Below are 18,142 nucleotides of genomic sequence, written 5' to 3' on the forward strand. Positions count from 1 at the left end.
TAATAAATAAATGCAGGGAGAGATATGATCTCTGATCATGCGGGGAGAGCCCCCGGCGGTTTATGGAGAGACCGTCGGGGGTTTTCTGTTTTTTTTGGTTATTTATCAGGGGAGAAAGTACTTTCTGTCAGGAATTGAAGAAAAGGATGAAATTCTGTGGTACAATATAAAATGGAATAATATATGAGAAAGTGACGGTATCATTATGAGATTCAGACCATGTATAGATATTCATAACGGAAAAGTAAAACAGATTGTGGGAGGGAGTCTTCTGGATAAAGGAGATTTTGCCGAAGACAATTTCGTTTCGGAGAAGAACGGGGACTATTACGCCGCTCTGTACCGGGATGCCGGTTTAACCGGTGGCCATATCATCCTCCTGAATCCGGCAGGAAGCTCCTATTATGAGGAGGATGTCCGGCAGGCATGTCTGGCTCTTGCCGCTTACCCGGGTGGTCTGCAGATCGGCGGTGGCATGAACGATGAGAATGCGGCGTTTTTCCTGGATAAGGGAGCTTCGCACATTATTGTGACCTCGTTTGTGTTCCGTGATGGGGAGATCAATTATGATAATTTGAACAAAATGGTGAAGGTAACCGGCAAAGAGCGGCTGGTTCTTGATTTGAGCTGCCGGAAGAGAGATGATGCTTATTATATCGTCACAGACCGGTGGCAGAAGTTCACCAATGTGAAGCTCACCGAGACGGTGCTTGAGGAACTGTCCGGCTACTGCGATGAATTTTTGATTCACGCCGTGGACGTGGAAGGAAAATCCAACGGCATCGAGGAAGATATCGCGGCGCTCCTTGGCAGCTGGGATGGGATTCCGGTGACTTACGCCGGCGGCGTAGGTACCATGGAAGACCTGCGTCAGTTGAAAAGACTGGGCCGCGGCAAAGTAGACGTGACCATCGGAAGTGCGCTGGATTTATTTGGCGGGCCGCTTCGGTTTGAGGATGTGCTGGAGGAGATAAAAGGAGATTTTTGAAAATAGGCAGAAATTATCATATAATTGAGGTACAATAGGTAAGAAGTTATTCGAGGTGGTAAATTCCGTTGTAATCACGCACCCTTGAGGGTTAAAAGAGATGCAGGAGAGGCGACGCCTGCCGGATAACTTTTTATTTGTAAATCAAATTATGTAAGTTTTAAAACTTTCAGGGGAGATATTTTTTGTTGGAAATAAAAGCTTGACAAGAATTAATAAAAGTGATTAATGATATTGATGAAGGTGTTATTATTAAAGGCGGACTTCCAAAAAGACAATTAAAATTTGTTCTTGCATGGGCCGAAATTCACAAAGACGAGCTTATGCAAAACTGGGAGTTGGCAAAGGAGAATAAACCATTAAACAGGATAAACCCGTTAATATAATAAAGGGGTGATTTTTATGAAAAATAATAAGTTGGATTTTTTCCCTGAAGTTTTTCAGGCAGTAGCTGGGAGAAATTTCACTGTTTATGCTTACATGAACGACGGTCAAGTGAGACTTTATGATATGAAGCCGCTTATAAAACGAGGTGGAGTTTTTAAGGTTCTGGAGAATGAAAATACATTTCGAGAAAAATTGACAGTATTAAATAATTCTATTGCTTGGGATCTTTCCGGAGATAGAGATGAAAGCAGATGTATAGACATTGATCCATTTCAAGTGTTTCAGAGTCCTGTTGTTAGTGATTTTCCGGAAGATGACCAAACTCTAGATGAGATGGAAGCTATAGATGAAGCAAAGGCTGATTCAATTCAAAGCGTAGTTGACAGCCTAAATTAGATGTGTTATTATAAAAAAACTTAATAAATAATAATTACAAATTATCTTAGAAAGTAAAAACAATTTTCACAGTTCTTATTATTAATTACCATTACAAAAAATCTTCAGGGGAGACATTTTCGTCTCCCCAATTTTTTTCTTTTATGTTTATTCCCCTTCCACCTGGCACAGCGCCACGGTTATCCCCTTGAATTTTACTTTATCCCGCAGGATGCGTCCTCTGCCGGACGCCAGGTAGGCGCTGGCGGTGGAGACGGAGAGGACGCCGGTCTGCTCAGCCACGAAGTTTGAAGTCTGGATGCCCAGGGTGTCGATGTCCAGCGCTTCGATATCGGCGGTGGAGATGATTTGTACCGGGACGTGCAGATGCTCAGCGGTGGTGAGAATACCGGGTTCATCGGCTTTCAGCGGAATGGTGCTGATACATTTAAGACTGAGAGGGCTTATGCCCTCTTTTTTTAGTACCGTAAGAAGGGCTTCTTCGATGGAAGCGGCGTCCATGTTCCGTTTGCAGCCGATGCCGGCGCAGATGGTCCGGGGACGGAGGTACAGCACAGGAAATGCCGGCGTGGGTAGGAAGGTGAAGCCTTCGTCGATGACTACTGTGGGGAGGGCTTCTTCCCCGGCAGGGTCTTCATTGGGAGTGCCCGCACCTTTGGTATGATCTGCAGTATATTTGGATAAATGTTCTTTTGCCTCCTGAACGGTAAGGGTCTGTATTTTTTCTGCGGTGTTGGAATCCCCGGAACTATGCCCGGCAGCGGCAGGCTTGCGGATAGTGAGTTCCGCATAGGTTCTGTCCGTGATCACGCGGACGGGTTTTCCGGCCAGGAGGGCGCCGCTGATGTGCTTGAGTTCCTGGATGTTTTCGATGGCCATGTGATGGTTTTTGGCGAAGGTGTCGAAGGACAGTTCGCCGGCCACATCGGTGGCGGTGGTGATCACGGCTTCGCCGCCGGAGAGGGCGGCCATTTCCCGGGCCAGATCGTTGGCGCCGCCCAGATGGCCGGACAGCAGGCTGATGGCGAAGCGGCCTTTCTGGTCCATGACCACAACGCCCGGGTCGCTGGTTTTGTGGACCAGCAGCGGGGCGAGGATGCGGACTACAATGCCGGTGGCCATGATGCAGACCAGATAGTCGTACTTGTGAAAGGCTTCCCGGAGGGCAGCCTTGAAGTTTTCTTTATTGTAGAGGTCGCCGGGATGGGAGGCGGCCAGGCGGCGGGCCAGCTGCCCGCCTTCGTCGGTGAGGTAAAAATATGCGGTTGACATGATGTGATGTTCCTCCTGCTTGGTATGTGTATGTTAATGATTCAGCAGTGTCCGCTGAATAATATAGTCGATAAACTGCTGGGCCGCCTCGTCCGGGGTGATGTCCGCGGGGATGACCAGATGGGTTTCCATCATCAGTTCAGGATATTGTTCGTATTCGCTGGAGGCGAAGGGTACGAAGGCGATTTCCTGAAAATTGTGGTACTGGTACATGCGGCGGGAGACAAAGCCGATGAGAGAGGAACCGTGCAGGATGTGCAGGAATTCGTTCATATCGGCGGTGTCGTGGACCTGGCAGGCGATGCCTTTTTTGGATGTCTGTTTGAGGATGGTGGTGTTGAAGTCTTCCATGTTGTCCAGCAGCAGCAGTTTCTGATTGTGGAGATCATGCAGATGGATGGCGGGCCGGGAAGCCAGAGGATTCCGCCGGTCCATGACCAGGTGCACAGGTTCCTTGTGGAACAGATGCAGGGAGGACAGGGCGGCTGGGATTGGCGCCCGCATGAAAGCGATATCCGCCTGCTGGTAGAATAGCTGGGAAGGGATGTCGCTGTTGTTTTTTTCCTGATACCGGATTTTTGATTGGGGATAAAAGGTCCGGTAGCCGGAGAGAAGGTCTTTGCTGCAGGACAGGGCAAAACCGTGATAAGCGGCGATCTTCAGTACCCGGTTCTGTCGGATATTGTCGATGGCCAGGAGCAGTTCGTGATAAGAGTTGGAAATCTTATTGAAATGAGAGAAAAGCGCGTCGGCTTCCTTGGTAGGGACTACGCCGGAGGTCCGGCGGTCAAATAAAGAAAAGCCCAGCTCTTCTTCCAGTCGGCTGACGGATTTGCTCAGGCCCTGCTGGGATATGTATAAATTCTTGCTGGCTTTTGTAATGTTCAGGTCTTTGTATAGTTGTATAAAATATTGTATTTGGCGTAACTCCATGTTTCCCTTCTCCTTGCATGACTCCAGTTTCTGATACCATCATATAATGGAAGAAAGGCGGGTGTCAAGGGGAAAGGGGAGCTGTATTTTTCTGTCTTTTTCTTATGGGAAATGTGACGGAATGATGGAGAAAAATGGGTAAATAATATAAAAAAATCAGTATTTTTTGTTAATAATATAAGAAATACGGGGCAGAACAATTTTTTTTGCACTAAACTGATAATTTTTTGACCACCAAAATGAAAAACTATCTTTAGCCCGGGTAAGATTCATGATATACTAGGAAAAGCGTTTAAAATGAACTGATATTCCGTTGCGATGATATCGGCGGCAATGTGAAGAAACCGGTCAGGAGTCTTTCCACATCTGACCGATCAGTCATAAATATCAAGAAGGAGGTTGTAGAGTTGAATACAGCAAAATCAGAAGAGCTTTATAAAATTGCGTTGGATTTAATGCCGGGCGGCGTCAATTCGCCGGTGCGTGCCTTTGGTTCTGTGGGACGGAATCCTCTGTTCATCGATCATGCCAAGGGAGCGTATGTCTACGATGTGGACGGCAATAAGTTTATAGATTACGTGTGTTCCTGGGGACCGGGGATTCTCGGTCATGCCCACCCGGAAGTCATTGAGGCGGTGGTGAAGGCATGTTTTGACGGTCTGACCTTTGGTGCGCCGACCGGTAAGGAAAATGTGCTGGCAGCCATGATCCGGGAGCTGATCCCTTCCATGGAGATGGTACGTATGGTCAACTCCGGCACGGAGGCAACCATGAGCGCCATCCGCGCGGCCCGGGGATATACCGGAAGAGATAAGATCATCAAGTTCAAGGGCTGTTATCACGGACATTCCGACGGACTACTGGTGCAGGCAGGTTCCGCAGCCCTGACCCAGTCGGTGCCGGACAGCGCCGGCGTGCCGGCGTCTTTTGCCCAGCAGACACTGGTGGCTCTTTTCAATGATAAGGATTCCGTGCGGGAGCTTTTTGAGAATAACAAAGATCAGATTGCTGCACTCATCGTGGAGCCGGTGGCTGCCAACATGGGCGTGGTTCTGCCGGAGGAAGGCTTCCTTCAGTTCCTGCGGGAGATTACCGAGGAGAACGGCACCGTCCTGATTTTTGACGAGGTCATCACAGGATTCCGTCTGGGCATCGGCGGTGCGCAGCAGTGGTTTGGCGTGAAGCCGGATATGACCACTCTCGGCAAGATCGTCGGCGGCGGTATGCCGATGGCTGTTTACGGCGGTAAGAAGGAGATCATGAAAAATGTGGCTCCGACCGGTAAGGTTTATCAGGCGGGCACCCTGTCCGGCAACCCAATTGCCACTACGGCGGGGATCAGGACCCTGGAACTTTTGCGGGACAACCCGTCCATTTACGATAAAATCGAGGCCAACACGAAGAAACTGGCGGCGGCTTACAAGGCAAGGGCGGAGAAGTTTGGTCTGAAAATGCACATCAACCAGATTGGTTCCCTGATGAGCGCCTTCTTCACCGATGAAAATGTAAAGGATTACGCCGGAGCGTTGTCTTCGGATACCAAGGCGTATGCTGATTACTTTAACTATATGCTGGAGCACGGCATCTATGTGGCGCCATCCCAGTTTGAGGCAATGTTTATTTCCGGCGCACATTCCGATGCGGATATTCAGAAGACCATCGATGTGCTGCTGGCAGAGTAGACAGGTGGCGGACGAGCCGGAGAAGAAGCCTGCATAATTTTAAAACAACACCTGTAGAAAAGGAGAATATAAATAATGGTACATTTCATAGGAGCCGGTCCTGGAGACCCGGAATTACTGACGATAAAAGGAAAGAAACTCATCGACCAGGCGGACGTGATCATCTATGCGGGTTCCTTGGTCAATAAGGAAGTGCTGGCGGGAGCCAAGGAGGGCGCAAAGATTTACAACAGCGCCACCATGACCCTGGAAGAGGTCATCGATGTGATGAAGGACGCCGACGCCAGGGGACTGGATGTGGCGAGAGTACATACCGGAGACCCGGCGATTTTCGGCGCTCACCGGGAACAGATGGACGAGCTCAGCCGTCTGAGCATTGAGTACGAGGTGATTCCGGGCGTCAGCTCATTTCTTGCCACAGCGGCAGCACTGAAGAAAGAATACACCCTTCCGGGAGTTTCCCAGACAGTCATTCTCACGAGAATGGAAGGAAGAACGCCGATGCCGCCGAAGGAGAAGCTTCGGGATCTGGCGAAACACAATGCAACCATGATCATTTTCCTGAGCGTCGGTATGATCGATCAGCTGGCACAGACCCTTCGGGAAGAGTACCGGGAGGATACGCCGGTGGCGGTTGTCTATAAGGCGTCCTGGGAAGATCAGAAGATTGTCATCGGCAACCTGACCAATATCGCGGAAAAAGTAAAAGAGGCGGGCATCACCAAGACAGCCCTCACCGTGGTGGGAGATTTCCTGGGAGATGAGTACGAACTGTCCAAACTGTACGATAAAACATTTACACATGAGTTCAGGAAAGCAAAGGAATAAAAATGGGTATTCAGATAATCAGTATCAGTCATAAGATCGCGCCCCTGCGCATAAGAGAAATGTTCGCGTTTACGGAAGAACAGCAGGTGGACATGATGCGCAGGATGACCGAATATCTGGAAGTGTCCGAGTGTGTGGTGCTGTCCACCTGCAACCGGACGGAGATGTACGTGTATTCGGAATCCGGCAGCGAGGGCGTGGTGTACAATCTTATGGAGGACGTGCTTTTGCAGTGCGCAGGCGCGGAGGAAGAAGAGGATATCGGAAATTATCTGCTGTTCTTCCACGGAAAAAAGGCCATCCAGCACCTGTTTCAGGTGGCGGCGGGTCTGGATTCCATGGTGATCGGTGAGGACCAGATCCTCGGGCAGGTGAAGACCGCCCACAAGCAGGCGCGAGCCGCCGGGACCACGGGCGTGTATCTGAACACGTTTTTCCGCATGGCGGTGACCAGTGCCAAGAAGGTGAAAACCGATACGGATCTGTCCAGGACTTCGGTGTCCACGGCCACACTGGCCATCAAGGTGGCGGAGGAAGCCCTGGGAAGTCTTCATGATAAAAAGGTGATGATCATCGGGGCCACCGGCAAGATCGGCGGCATCGTGCTGATGAATCTGCTGTCTCTGGATGAGGCGGAGGTCTATGTGACCACCCGGAGCAACAAGGTCATCAGCACCAAACATGGGCAGGATAATTTCATGACCATCGAGTATGAGGACCGCTACGATTACATAGACGCCATGGACGTGGTCATCAGCGCCACCTCAAGTCCTCATTACACGCTCACCGCCAGCAAGATCAGGAAGAATATCCGGACGGAGAAGCCGAGAGTTTTTGTGGATCTGGCGGTGCCGATGGACATTGAGTCCAGGGTGACGGCCATTAATGGAGTGGCCTACTATAATATCGATGATTTCACCCGCATTGCCAAAGAAAATAATCAGAAAAAGCTGAGGGAGGCCCAGGCGGCCACCAGTATCCTGGAAGAGTACGAGCTGCAGTTTGAGCAGTGGATGGTCTTCCAGAAATCTCTGCCGATCATGGCGAAGGTGCGGGATAATTTTATGAAGGTTACCGAGCATAAGGGCGTGGAGAAAGCCTTTGATCATCTCTTTTACTGGGTGCGGGAGAACAACGATCCGGAAGATCTGGAGATGTTTTTCCGGTGCCTGAATCACTGACGGCGGCAAAATGAGAAAATTTGCTGCAGCAGGAAGTTCCTGCGTGAAGGAAATAAAAGAAAGCCGGGCAGTGTCCGGCGGCAGATAATGGAGGAAAACAATGGGTAAATTATACGCGGTGGGCTTTGGCCCAGGCGGTTATGAACATATGACGGCGAAAGCCATTGATGTGATAAAAAATGCAGATATCATTACGGGATATACCACTTACGTGGAGATGCTTAAGAAGTTTTTCCCGGATAAGGAATATGTAGCGACGCCGATGACCAAGGAGATGGACCGGTGCCGGATGGCCATTGATCTGGCCAGCGAGGGAAAGACCGTTGCCATGGTAAGTTCCGGCGACAGCGGTATTTACGGTATGGCGGGCATCCTGCTGGAGATTGCCAACGAGAAGAAAGCCGACGTGGAGATTGAGACGGTGCCGGGTGTGACGGCTGCCAGCGCGGCGGCTTCGGTGCTGGGGGCTCCCCTGATGCACGATTTCGCGGTGATCAGTTTGAGCGATCTGATGACGCCGTTTAACCTGATCATGAAGCGGGTGGACTGCGCCGGACAGGGAGATTTCATCGTCTGTCTCTACAATCCAAAGAGCAAAAAGCGTGTGGATTATGTGGAGAAAGCGGCGGATATTTTGATGAAGTACCGGGATGCCGATACGCCGGTGGGCGTGGTGCGCCACGCGGGCCGGGAGGAGGAATCTTCCTTTATCACCACCCTGGGAGAATTAAAAAATGCGTCGATCGATATGTTTAGTATTGTCATCATCGGCAATTCCAACACCTACGTGAGAGACGGTAAGATGATCACTCCGCGGGGATATGAGGATAAATACGGATTTGCCAATATTGACTAGTCGGAGGCATTTATGAAGAAAAACATTAGAATTGGAACCAGAAAGAGCCTGCTGGCGCTGGTTCAGACAGAGATTGTAAAGGATGCGCTGCTTCGTGCCTTTCCGGAGGCGGAGATTGAGATCGTCAAGATTGATACCAAGGGAGATCAGATGCTTGACCGTTCTCTGACTTCTTTTGGAGGCAAGGGCGTGTTCACGGTGGAGCTGGAGGCGGAGCTTTTATCCGGAGCCATTGACATCGCCGTGCACAGCGCAAAAGATATGCCGATGACATTTCCGAAGGGGCTGGGCATCGGCGCGGTGCTTTCCAGGGCGGACGCCAGGGATACCTTTGTCACCCTGAATGGAAAGAAGCTTGCTGAGCTGGCGCCGGGCAGTGTCGTGGGAACCAGTTCCCTGCGGCGGGAGCTGCAGATTAAGGAGATCAATCCGGAGGTACAGGTCCGGATGCTCCGGGGAAATGTACAGACAAGGCTGCGGAAGTTAAAAGAGGGCCAGTACGACGGCATCATTCTGGCAGCGGCCGGCATTGAGCGTCTGGGTTATGAAAAGGAAGACGGATTTTCCTATGAATATCTGGATCCGGAAAGATTTCTGCCGGCGGCCGGTCAGGGAATTCTGGCGGTGGAGAGCCGGACGGATGACGCTGAGATGGCGGAAATGCTGGCGGCCATCCATGATGATGAGGCGGCCTGCCTGCTGGCGGCGGAGCGGGAGTTCCTAAAGACCATCGGCGGCAGCTGCAACGCGCCGGCGGCGGCTTACTGCCGCAGGGAAGACGAACGTTTCATCATGGACGCCATGTTTGTAAAAGAAGGCGTATATATGCGCCGGGCCCATCTGGAGACGGCGGATGCGCGGGACAGAATGGACGCGGCGAGACATCTGGGAAGGGATATCGCAAAAGAAGTGAATAAAGGAATTGTATATCTGGTGGGAGCCGGCCCGGGGGACGAGGATCTGATGACCAGAAAGGGTCTTAAAGTACTCCGGGAAGCCGACGTGGTTGTCTACGACAGTCTGGCGTCCAGTTCCCTGTTAAATGAGGTGAGGGATGACGCGGAGCTGATCTTTGCCGGCAAACGTTCTTCTCATCATTTTAAGAAACAGTATGAGACCAATCAGCTGCTGATCGATCTGGCAAAGGAAGGAAAAAATGTCGTCCGTCTGAAGGGCGGCGATCCGTACATTTTCGGGCGCGGAGGCGAGGAAGGTCAGGAACTTCACGCGGCAGGCGTGGATTTTGTGGTGGTGCCTGGCGTATCTTCTTCTTATTCGGTTCCGGCCTACTGTGGAATTCCGGTGACTCACCGGGATTACGCTTCATCTTTCCACGTGATCACCGGCCATGAAGGCAATCACAAAAACGGCGCCACGGTGCTGGATTACGGCACGCTGGCAAAAGAAGAGGGAACGCTTATTTTCCTCATGGGTCTTAAGAATCTGCCGAATATCGTAAAAAGTCTTATGGAGAACGGCAAAGATCCGAAGACGCCGGCAGGCGTTCTGCAGGAGGGAACCACCGCGAGACAGAAGATGGCGGTGGGAACTTTGGATACCATTGTGGAGATCGTGGAGCGGGAAGGCATAAAGACCCCGGCCATCACCGTGGTGGGTGATGTGGTCCGTCTGGCCGACGAGCTGCAGTGGTATGGCGGCAGACCACTGTCCGGAAAGCGGGTGCTGGTGACGGGAAGCCGTTCCATGGTGGACCGCCTGTCTCCACTGTTAAAAGAAGAGGGAGCTGAGGCCATTTCCTTCAGTCTGATTCGGACGGAAACCATGGATACGCCGGAGTTCGGCCGGGCCATGGCGGACATTGACAGTTACACATGGATCGTGCTGACCAGCGCCAACGGCGTGGAATGTTTCTTTGATAAATTAAAGGCCATGCGGAAAGACATCCGTGATTTTAAGGATGTGCATTTTGCCGTGATCGGCGACGGTACGAAAAAAGCTCTGGAAGACCATGGCATTTACAGTGACCTGATTCCGACCGCTTATTCTTCCAGGGATATGGCGGCGGCCATGGTGCCGCACATGAAACCGGAGGATAAGGTGCTCTTACTGCGGGCGGAGGAAGCCAACGCGGTGCTGCCGGATGCTCTGGCGGCGGCGGGTATCGATCATACCTGCGTGTCTCTCTACCACACGGTGGTGGACGAGCGCAAGGCCGATGAGCTGTCGCGGCTTGTGGGAACGGTGGACTACATTACATTTGCCAGCTCCAGTGCCGTCCGGGCCTTTGTGTCCATGGCGGAGAATCCGGACAATGTGACGGCGAAATATATCAGCATCGGCCCGGTGACCACGAAGACGGCAGAGAATCAGGGACTGCATATGGATAAGACGGCGGCGGTCTATACAGCCCAGGGTATCGTGGATACGATTATTGAAGATGTCAGGGAAGAAAAAGCCGCGGCAAAAGGAGATGCAGCTCGATGAAAACACAGATAAAACGATTTTTGCTGACCCTGGGATTCATGACCCGGATTCCGGTCAATGTAAATCTGGGAGAGGTCAAAGATGAGGATATGCACAAGGGATTCCTCTATTATCCGGTGGTGGGTCTGATCATCGGACTCATCGACATGGTGGTGTACCTGCTGGTGTGTCTGGTCCTGCCGGAGATTTACGGTATTATTTTCGCACTGCTGGCCAACTTCTTCGTGACGGGAGCCTTCCATCTGGACGGCCTCTCGGACACGGCGGACGGTATCTATTCCGCCAGAACGAAGGAGCGGATGCTGGAAATCATGAAGGACAGCCGCATCGGTACCAACGGCGGTATCGCCATGTGCTTTGATATCATGTTGAAGGTGGTGGGACTGGCCTGCTGCGATATGAGATGGCTGATGATCCTCATGATGCCGATTGCCGGCAAGATGGTGCAGGGAGCCATCGTCTATAAAGCCATTTATCCGAGAAAGACAGGCATCGGTATCTACGTGGGCACCGTCAGTCTGGGCACGGTCATCGGCACGGTGATTTTGGGGCTGATCGCCATGACCGTGGCCTTCTCCTGGTGGGGAATCGTGATGTATGCGGTGCTGTTTCTGCTGGCCTATCTGTTCCGGGTTTATATCACCGGCAAGATCGGAGGAATCACAGGAGATGTCATGGGAGCCGGCAGCGAGCTGGCGGAGATATTTCTGCTGATACTGGTACTCATCATTACCAGATTCGCCGGATTCCCGGCGGGACTTTATGGAATATGGTAGGCAGATGTGAGTATCGGGAAAAGCGCCCGCATCTATGGGTGGAAACGAGAGAACGGAAACATTGGAAGGGATGATAGAATTGACGCTGGAGGAAGCAATTAAGAAAATACAGCCTCTGGATAAAGAGGCCATGGCATATACCCATGCCCGGTGGAACACGCTGGGCAAGCCTCTTTACAGCCTGGGACGGCTGGAGGAGATGGTGACGCAGTTTGCCGGGATCTATGGTGATAAGAATCCGCACCTGAACAAGAAGGCGGTCATCGTCATGGCGGCCGACAACGGCGTGGTGGCGGAGGGCGTCACCCAGACCGGGCAGGAAGTGACAAAGACTGTCACGGAAAATATGACGAAGCACAATGCCACCATCTGTATCATGTCCGCCATGAGCGGCGCCGACGTGATTCCGGTGGATATCGGCATCGCCACGGACTGCGATAATCCGGGAGTGCGCAACTGTAAGATCAAATACGGTACCGACGACATGTTAAAAGGTCCGGCCATGAGCCGGGAGGAAGCCGTCCGAGCCATCGAGGTAGGCATCCATATGGTGGAGGAGCTCACAGCCAAAGGCTATAATCTTTTTGCCACCGGAGAGATGGGCATCGGCAACACTACCACCAGCAGCGCGGTTTGTTCGGTTCTCTTAGATCAGCCGGTGGAGAAAGTGACCGGCAAGGGAGCGGGCCTTACCAGCAGGGATCTGGAGCATAAGATCGAGGTCATCAAAGAAAGCATTGCCTTCAATCAGGTCGATGCCGGGGATCCGCTGGATGTGCTGTCCAAGGTGGGAGGCTTAGACATCGCCGGTCTGGTGGGATGCTTTATCGGCGCGGCGGCGTGCCGGGTTCCGGCCTTTGTGGACGGCTTTATTTCCTCCGTGGCGGCGCTTCTTGCAGTGCGGATCGCGCCTCAGTGTGACCCGTATATTTTCCCGTCCCACTGCTCCAACGAGCCGGCGGGCCGGCTGGTACTGGACGCTCTGGGCAAAGAGCCGTATATCCTTGCCAATATGTGTCTCGGCGAGGGAACCGGCGCAGTCATGGGCTTTACCATCGCGGACTATGCTTTCAAGGCTTACTGGGAACTGCCGAGCTTTGAGCAGACCAATTTTGGAACCTACGAAGATTTGAATGATAAATGATGATATCGCGGATATGAAACGGGGAGAAACCTGCGGTATCATGAGGAATATCAAGAAAGGAAGAGGAGAAAAATGCTGGATAAGATTACGATCGTAAAACCGGAAGATATCGAGAAACGCAGCATGGAGATCATCACCAGCGAGCTTGGCGGCAGGACCTGGCCGGAGCCGGAATTTTCCATTGTAAAGCGATGCATCCACACTTCTGCGGATTTTGATTATGCGGACAATCTCTGCTTTTCAGAAAATGCCGCGCAGCTGGGCGTGGAAGCGCTGAGAAGAGGCGCTCATATTGTGACGGATACCAGAATGGCGTGGTCCGGCATCAATAAAAAGAAACTGGAGTCCCTCGGCGGCAGAGCGTACTGTTTTATGTCTGACGATGATGTGGCGGCTGAGGCAAAAGAAAGAGGATGCACCAGAGCGGCCATCTGCATGGAACGGGGTGCGGCTCTGCCGGGCGAAGTGATTTTTGCCGTGGGCAATGCGCCGACGGCTCTGATTCGTTTGTATGAGTTGATCCAGGAAGGAAAGACAAAACCGGCTCTCATCATAGGTGCGCCGGTGGGCTTTGTCAACGTGGTGGAATCCAAGGAGCTGATCATGGAAATCGGAAAGAAGGCCGATGTGCCGTTCATCGTGCCGAAGGGCAGAAAGGGCGGCAGCAACATCGCAGCCACCATCTGCAACGCCATGTTATATCAATTATGAAGAAATTAAGAGAAGGGGTCTCCACCGGCTCCTGCATGACCGGCGGCGCAGCGGCTGCGGCGCTGTGGCTGGTTACCGGGAAGTGTCCGGATGTCATTGAGGTGGAGACGCCCATTGGGAAGACATTATATCTGGATGTGGTGCCGAAGGAAAAGGGAGTCTGCGGTATCATCAAGGATGCCGGAGATGATCCCGATGTGACAAACGGCAGCGAAGTGATCACGAAGGTGGAGATTCTGCCGGATGACGGCGGGATCACCTTTGTGGGCGGCGACGGGATTGGAACAGTCACCCAGGAAGGACTGAAGCTGCCGGTGGGTGAGCCTGCCATCAATCCGGTGCCGCGGCAGATGGCTGAGAAAGCGCTGCGAAAGATTATCGGAAACCGGGGAGCCGTCGTGACGGTATCCATTCCCGGCGGGGAAGAGCTGGCGAAACGTACTTTTAATCCGAGACTGGGAGTGCTGGGCGGTCTGTCGGTGCTGGGCACCACAGGGATCGTCCGGCCCATGAGCGAGGAGGCCATGAAGGATTCGCTGCTGGTGGAGCTTGATATGTACGCCAGACAGGGACACCGTTCCATCCTGTTTGTCCTCGGTACCACGGGAGAAAACGCCCTGAAGGCCAGATACGGAGAATTTCAGTGTGTGCTGCAGGTCAGCAACTACATCGGATTTATGATAGAGGAAGCGGTGGAGAGAGGGTTTACCGATATTCTGATCGGCGGTTTTGTGGGCAAACTGGTGAAGGTGGCTTCCGGAACCATGAATACCCACAGCCATGTGGCTGACGGAAGACTGGAAACCATCTGCACCCACGCGGCTCTCCACGGGGCGCCCCGGGAGGTCATAGAGAGGATTTATTCCTGTCTGACCACCAAGGCGGCCATGAAGATCGTGGAGGAAGAAGGATTGATGGATATCTGGAAAGATATGGCGCAGAAAGCATCCTTCTACTGCGAGAAAACTGCCCACGGCATGGCCCGGGTGGGGATGATTTTTCTGGATGGAGACAATCAGGTGCTGGCAGAAAGTGAAAATGTGCCGGACATTTTAAAGAAAGTTTTAAAACAGGAGGAGTAGCATGAGCCGTTTGACAATTATAGGAATCGGCCCGGGGAGTGCCGAATATTTTATGCCGGCGGCCCGGAACCGGATGCGGGGGGCCCATACGGTCATCGCCGCCAGAAGAATTCTTCCCATGCTCCGGGAAGTCTGCGGCGCCGTGGAGACAGAGTTTCTTCCCATGGGCAAAATAAAAGATACGCTGGAGATGATCGACGGCCTGCTTCGGGAAGAAAAGGAAGTGGCGCTCATCGTCAGCGGCGATCCTCTGATGTACAGTCTCTACAAAACCATTCTGAATCAGGAGATCAGCGCGGACTGGGAGATGGAAGTGATTCCGGGGATCGGTTCCATGCAGATGCTGGGAGCGGCCTTCGGGGAGACCATGGAGGATGCCCGTCTGGTGAGCGTTCACGGAAGAAGCCGCACGCCGGGGTCCGTGGCTCTCTGTGTGACGGAGAATCCAAAGGTATTTTTCCTGTGCAGCAAGGAACAGGGACCGGCGTGGCTGTCTCAGATCATGCTGGACTACCATCTGGACGATGTGGAAGTGTTTGCGGGAGCGAATCTTTCCTATGAAGATCAGATCCTTGAGTCAGGCAGTCCGGCGGAGATGGCAAAAAAAGAGTTTCCGTCCCTCTGCGTGGCTATGATCAAAAATCCGCATCCCCGTCCGGTGACCCGTCCGTGCTTTTTGTCCGATGAGGACTTTGAGCGGGGCAGGACTCCTATGACGAAAGAGGAGATCCGTGTATTGATCCTGCACAAAATGAAGATCCATCCGGACGACGTCATCTGGGATATCGGTGCCGGCACCGGGTCGGTGTCTGTGGAATGTGCCAGACAGGCGCCGTTTGGCCAGGTGCACAGCGTAGAGCGGGATGAGGCAGCGGTACATTTAATAGAAAAGAACCGGGATAAGTTTGAACTGGACAACCTGTTTATCTATCAGGGAGACGCGGCGGAGCGCACGGCGGATCTTCCGGTGCCGGATAAGGTATTTATCGGCGGCAGCGGCGGAAAGCTGGGCGAGATCATGAAAAATATCGCCGCCTTTGACCGGGAGATTCGGGTGACGGTGTCGGCGGTGACCCTGGAGACCATCGCAGAAGCCGGGGAGATTCTTGGAAACTATGATGCGGATTATGATGTGATCCAGGCGACGGTGGGCCGGGGAAGAAAGATCGGCAGTTACCATATCATGGACACCAATAATCCGGTGATGATATTTACAGCGACCATACATGGTCCGGGAGGACAAAAAATACATGAGTAAAAAAGCATTGATGATCGTCAGCTTTGGAACAAGTTTTGATGAGGCCATGCCAGCCATTGTGAATATTGAAGAGACCTGCCGGAAAGCATTTCCGGATTATGATTTTTACCGCGCCTTCACTTCCGGCATGATCATCCGAAAGCTGAAAAAAACGAAAAACATTGTCATTGATAACCCGCAGGAAGTGATGGAGAAACTGGCGGCGCAGGGCTATGAGGAAGTGCTCTGCCAGCCGACCCACATCATCAACGGGATGGAATACGAGAAAATGATGGGAATGCTGGCGCCTTATAAGGACAGGATTCCGGTGATCCGGGCGGGCAAACCGCTGCTCACCGAGGAGGAAGATTACAGAAAGGCCTGCCAGATCGTGATGCAGGAGCTGTCCCGTCCGCTGCATAAGGATGAAGCCTTTGTGCTCATGGGACATGGTACCGAGCATTATGCCAACAGCGCCTACTGTCAGTTTGAAAATATGCTCAGAGACCTGGGATATGAGAATACCTATGTGGGAACTGTGGAAGGTTTTCCGGGTCTTGACTATGTCATCCGTCGTATGAAGATCCGGGGAATCCGGAAAGTGTATCTCATGCCGCTGATGATCGTGGCCGGCGACCACGCCAGAAATGATCTGGCCGGCGCCGAGGCGGATTCCTGGGATTCTCTGCTGCAGGCAGAAGGGTTTGAGACAGAGGTATTCTTGAAAGGTATGGGTGAGATGGACGGCATCGCGCAGCTGTTCGTGGAGCATCTAAAAGCGGCAAAGCAGGTATAGGAGGATATTTATGAAGGGGAAATTATATGGCATCGGCGTGGGCCCGGGCGATCCGGAGCTCATGACCCTGAAAGCTAAAAGACTCATAGAGGAATGTGACATTGTGGCAGTTCCGGTAAAAAGAGAAGGGGAAGAAAGCGTGGCGTTAAATATCGCCAGAGGCGCCGCGAAAGTGCCGGAGGAGAAAGTGCGCCGGGTGCTGTTCACCATGAATAAAGATAAAGAAAAGAGAGAAGCCTGCCGGCAGGCGGCGGCGGAGACCATCATGGGGTACCTCGATGAGGGACATTCTGTGGCCATGCCGGTGCTGGGCGACGTGGGTATTTACAGCACGTATTCTTATGTACACAAACGGCTCATCAAGGCCGGTTATGAGGTGGAGATGATCTCCGGCATCCCGTCTTTCTGTGCGGGAGCCAGCCGGGCAAATATTTCCATCGTGGAAGGTAATGAAGGCTTCGGTGTGATCCCGTCCTTAAAGGGCGTTGACCAGGTGGAAAAAGCCATGGAAGTGTTTGATAATCTGGTGATCATGAAAGTGGGAAGCCACGTGAAGGATGTCTATGAGATTCTGAAAGCAAAAGGAAAAGAAGACCACGCGATCATCATCAGCAACGTGGGCATGGAAGGCGAATATGTGGGTCCGCTGCTGCCGGACAGAGAATACGGATATTTTACGACCATGATCATCAAGTCGGAAATGTAAAGTTATGAAATATGATGTGATCGTCATTGCCGGAACCACGGAAGCCAGAGAAGTGATCGAGCGGCAATTAAAAGAAAATAAAAAAATACTGGCGTCGGTGGCCACAGAGCTGGGCGCGCAGATGCTTGATGAGTATCCCATTGACGTCCATACGGGACGGCTGGACGAAGCGGGCTTTGTCCGGCTTCTGGAGGAGAATCCCTGTGGGAAGATCATCGATGCCTCCCATCCTTTCGCTCAGGTGGTATCGGAGACGGTGCAGGCAGCGGCAAAAACCGTGGGGATTCCCTATGAGCGGTACGAGCGGAGCCGTCTTCATTATGATTATGACCGTATTATTGCTGTGGCAGATGCCGGGGAGGCGGCGGAGTATCTCAATCAGCTGGAAGGAAATGTGCTGCTGACCACCGGAGTCAACACGGCGGCCGTCTACGCGGAGCATGTGAAAAATGCGAAGGAAAGGCTCTATATCCGGGTATTGGATACTCCGGCCTCCTACGAGGGATGTGCGAAGGCAGGCTATCCGGAAGATCATGTTTTCGGGGAAATGCCTCCATATACGGTAGAAGATAATCTGGCATTGATTGAAAAAACGAAAGCGTCCGTTCTGGTATCCAAGGACAGTGGAAAGACCGGCGGCGTGGATATCAAGGTGGAAGCCTGCCGGCGGGCGGGGATTGCCTGTGTTCTGATCCGTCGTCCGGGACAGGAATAAAGGAGCA

The 18,142-nt window shown here is 52.4% G+C and carries 18 protein-coding genes; 16 read left to right on the plus strand and 2 right to left on the minus strand.

The genetic code is table 11. The annotated features are described in order from the left end of the window. The first annotated feature begins 205 nt into the window (after window positions 1-205). The 3 genes from hisA (at window position 206) to B5E53_RS12555 (ending at window position 1,771) form a co-directional block, all read left to right on the plus strand. Entirely contained in the window at window positions 206-988 is a 783-nt protein-coding gene (hisA, locus tag B5E53_RS12545; RefSeq protein ID WP_087315560.1) for a phosphoribosylformimino-5-aminoimidazole carboxamide ribotide isomerase, read from the plus strand. Window positions 989-1,203: 215 nt separating this feature from the next. Beyond that, the gene (locus tag B5E53_RS12550; protein ID WP_087315563.1) at window positions 1,204-1,374 is read left to right on the plus strand and encodes a DUF4160 domain-containing protein; all 171 of its coding nucleotides are present in this window, start codon (window positions 1,204-1,206) and stop codon (window positions 1,372-1,374) included. Window positions 1,375-1,390: 16 nt separating this feature from the next. Continuing rightward, a complete protein-coding gene (locus B5E53_RS12555; protein WP_087315565.1) occupies window positions 1,391-1,771 on the plus strand; it encodes a DUF2442 domain-containing protein in 381 nt (126 codons plus the stop codon). Between the two features lie 147 nt (window positions 1,772-1,918). Here the strand turns inward: B5E53_RS12555 and B5E53_RS12560 are convergent, their stop codons facing one another. Together B5E53_RS12560 and B5E53_RS12565 are read right to left on the minus strand one after the other, a co-directional pair. Beyond that, window positions 1,919-3,043 carry a cobalt-precorrin 5A hydrolase gene (locus B5E53_RS12560; RefSeq protein ID WP_087315567.1) on the minus strand — a complete coding sequence of 375 codons (1,125 nt, stop codon included), beginning with the start codon at window positions 3,041-3,043 and terminating at the stop codon, window positions 1,919-1,921. A 33-nt stretch (window positions 3,044-3,076) separates the two neighbouring features. Continuing rightward, window positions 3,077-3,976, minus strand: a complete 900-nt coding sequence (locus B5E53_RS12565) for a LysR family transcriptional regulator (RefSeq protein WP_087315569.1) — start codon at window positions 3,974-3,976, stop codon at window positions 3,077-3,079. Between the two features lie 407 nt (window positions 3,977-4,383). Between B5E53_RS12565 and hemL the strand changes: the two genes are divergently transcribed. The 13 genes from hemL (at window position 4,384) to cobK (ending at window position 18,135) form a co-directional block, all read left to right on the plus strand. Further along, complete coding sequence (hemL, locus tag B5E53_RS12570; protein ID WP_087315571.1) at window positions 4,384-5,658, plus strand: glutamate-1-semialdehyde 2,1-aminomutase; 1,275 nt, start codon at window positions 4,384-4,386, stop codon at window positions 5,656-5,658. Window positions 5,659-5,733: 75 nt separating this feature from the next. Beyond that, window positions 5,734-6,486 carry a precorrin-4 C(11)-methyltransferase gene (gene cobM / locus B5E53_RS12575; protein ID WP_087315573.1) on the plus strand — a complete coding sequence of 251 codons (753 nt, stop codon included), beginning with the start codon at window positions 5,734-5,736 and terminating at the stop codon, window positions 6,484-6,486. A 2-nt stretch (window positions 6,487-6,488) separates the two neighbouring features. Beyond that, on the plus strand, window positions 6,489-7,667 hold the full coding sequence (gene hemA / locus B5E53_RS12580) for a glutamyl-tRNA reductase (protein WP_087315575.1): 1,179 nt from the start codon (window positions 6,489-6,491) through the stop codon (window positions 7,665-7,667). Window positions 7,668-7,767: 100 nt separating this feature from the next. After that, complete coding sequence (gene cobJ / locus B5E53_RS12585; protein WP_087315577.1) at window positions 7,768-8,523, plus strand: precorrin-3B C(17)-methyltransferase; 756 nt, start codon at window positions 7,768-7,770, stop codon at window positions 8,521-8,523. A gap of 12 nt (window positions 8,524-8,535) precedes the next feature. After that, window positions 8,536-10,968, plus strand: a complete 2,433-nt coding sequence (hemC, locus tag B5E53_RS12590; protein ID WP_087315579.1) for a hydroxymethylbilane synthase — start codon at window positions 8,536-8,538, stop codon at window positions 10,966-10,968. Further along, window positions 10,965-11,744 (plus strand): adenosylcobinamide-GDP ribazoletransferase, encoded by a 780-nt coding sequence (cobS, locus tag B5E53_RS12595; protein ID WP_087315581.1) that lies wholly within the window; start codon window positions 10,965-10,967, stop codon window positions 11,742-11,744. Before hemC ends, cobS begins: the two co-directional genes overlap by 4 nt. 34 nt (window positions 11,745-11,778) lie before the next feature. Then, a complete protein-coding gene (gene cobT / locus B5E53_RS12600; protein WP_242963698.1) occupies window positions 11,779-12,888 on the plus strand; it encodes a nicotinate-nucleotide--dimethylbenzimidazole phosphoribosyltransferase in 1,110 nt (369 codons plus the stop codon). Window positions 12,889-12,960: 72 nt separating this feature from the next. Next, entirely contained in the window at window positions 12,961-13,599 is a 639-nt protein-coding gene (locus tag B5E53_RS12605) for a precorrin-8X methylmutase (RefSeq protein ID WP_087315583.1), read from the plus strand. Beyond that, the gene (gene cbiD / locus B5E53_RS12610; RefSeq protein WP_087315585.1) at window positions 13,596-14,681 is read left to right on the plus strand and encodes a cobalt-precorrin-5B (C(1))-methyltransferase CbiD; all 1,086 of its coding nucleotides are present in this window, start codon (window positions 13,596-13,598) and stop codon (window positions 14,679-14,681) included. The genes B5E53_RS12605 and cbiD overlap by 4 nt, the downstream gene beginning before the upstream one ends. Window position 14,682: 1 nt before the next feature. Then, the gene (gene cbiE, locus B5E53_RS12615; RefSeq protein WP_087315587.1) at window positions 14,683-15,939 is read left to right on the plus strand and encodes a precorrin-6y C5,15-methyltransferase (decarboxylating) subunit CbiE; all 1,257 of its coding nucleotides are present in this window, start codon (window positions 14,683-14,685) and stop codon (window positions 15,937-15,939) included. Further along, a complete protein-coding gene (locus B5E53_RS12620; protein WP_087315589.1) occupies window positions 15,932-16,714 on the plus strand; it encodes a sirohydrochlorin cobaltochelatase in 783 nt (260 codons plus the stop codon). The genes cbiE and B5E53_RS12620 overlap by 8 nt, the downstream gene beginning before the upstream one ends. A 10-nt stretch (window positions 16,715-16,724) precedes the next feature. Beyond that, window positions 16,725-17,420 (plus strand): precorrin-2 C(20)-methyltransferase, encoded by a 696-nt coding sequence (cobI, locus tag B5E53_RS12625; protein ID WP_087315591.1) that lies wholly within the window; start codon window positions 16,725-16,727, stop codon window positions 17,418-17,420. A gap of 4 nt (window positions 17,421-17,424) precedes the next feature. Then, window positions 17,425-18,135 carry a precorrin-6A reductase gene (gene cobK, locus B5E53_RS12630; RefSeq protein ID WP_087315593.1) on the plus strand — a complete coding sequence of 237 codons (711 nt, stop codon included), beginning with the start codon at window positions 17,425-17,427 and terminating at the stop codon, window positions 18,133-18,135. Window positions 18,136-18,142 lie beyond the last annotated feature (7 nt).

This window comes from Eubacterium sp. An11 (assembly GCF_002161065.1).
GTDB lineage: Bacteria > Bacillota > Clostridia > Lachnospirales > Lachnospiraceae > Anaerobutyricum > Anaerobutyricum faecale.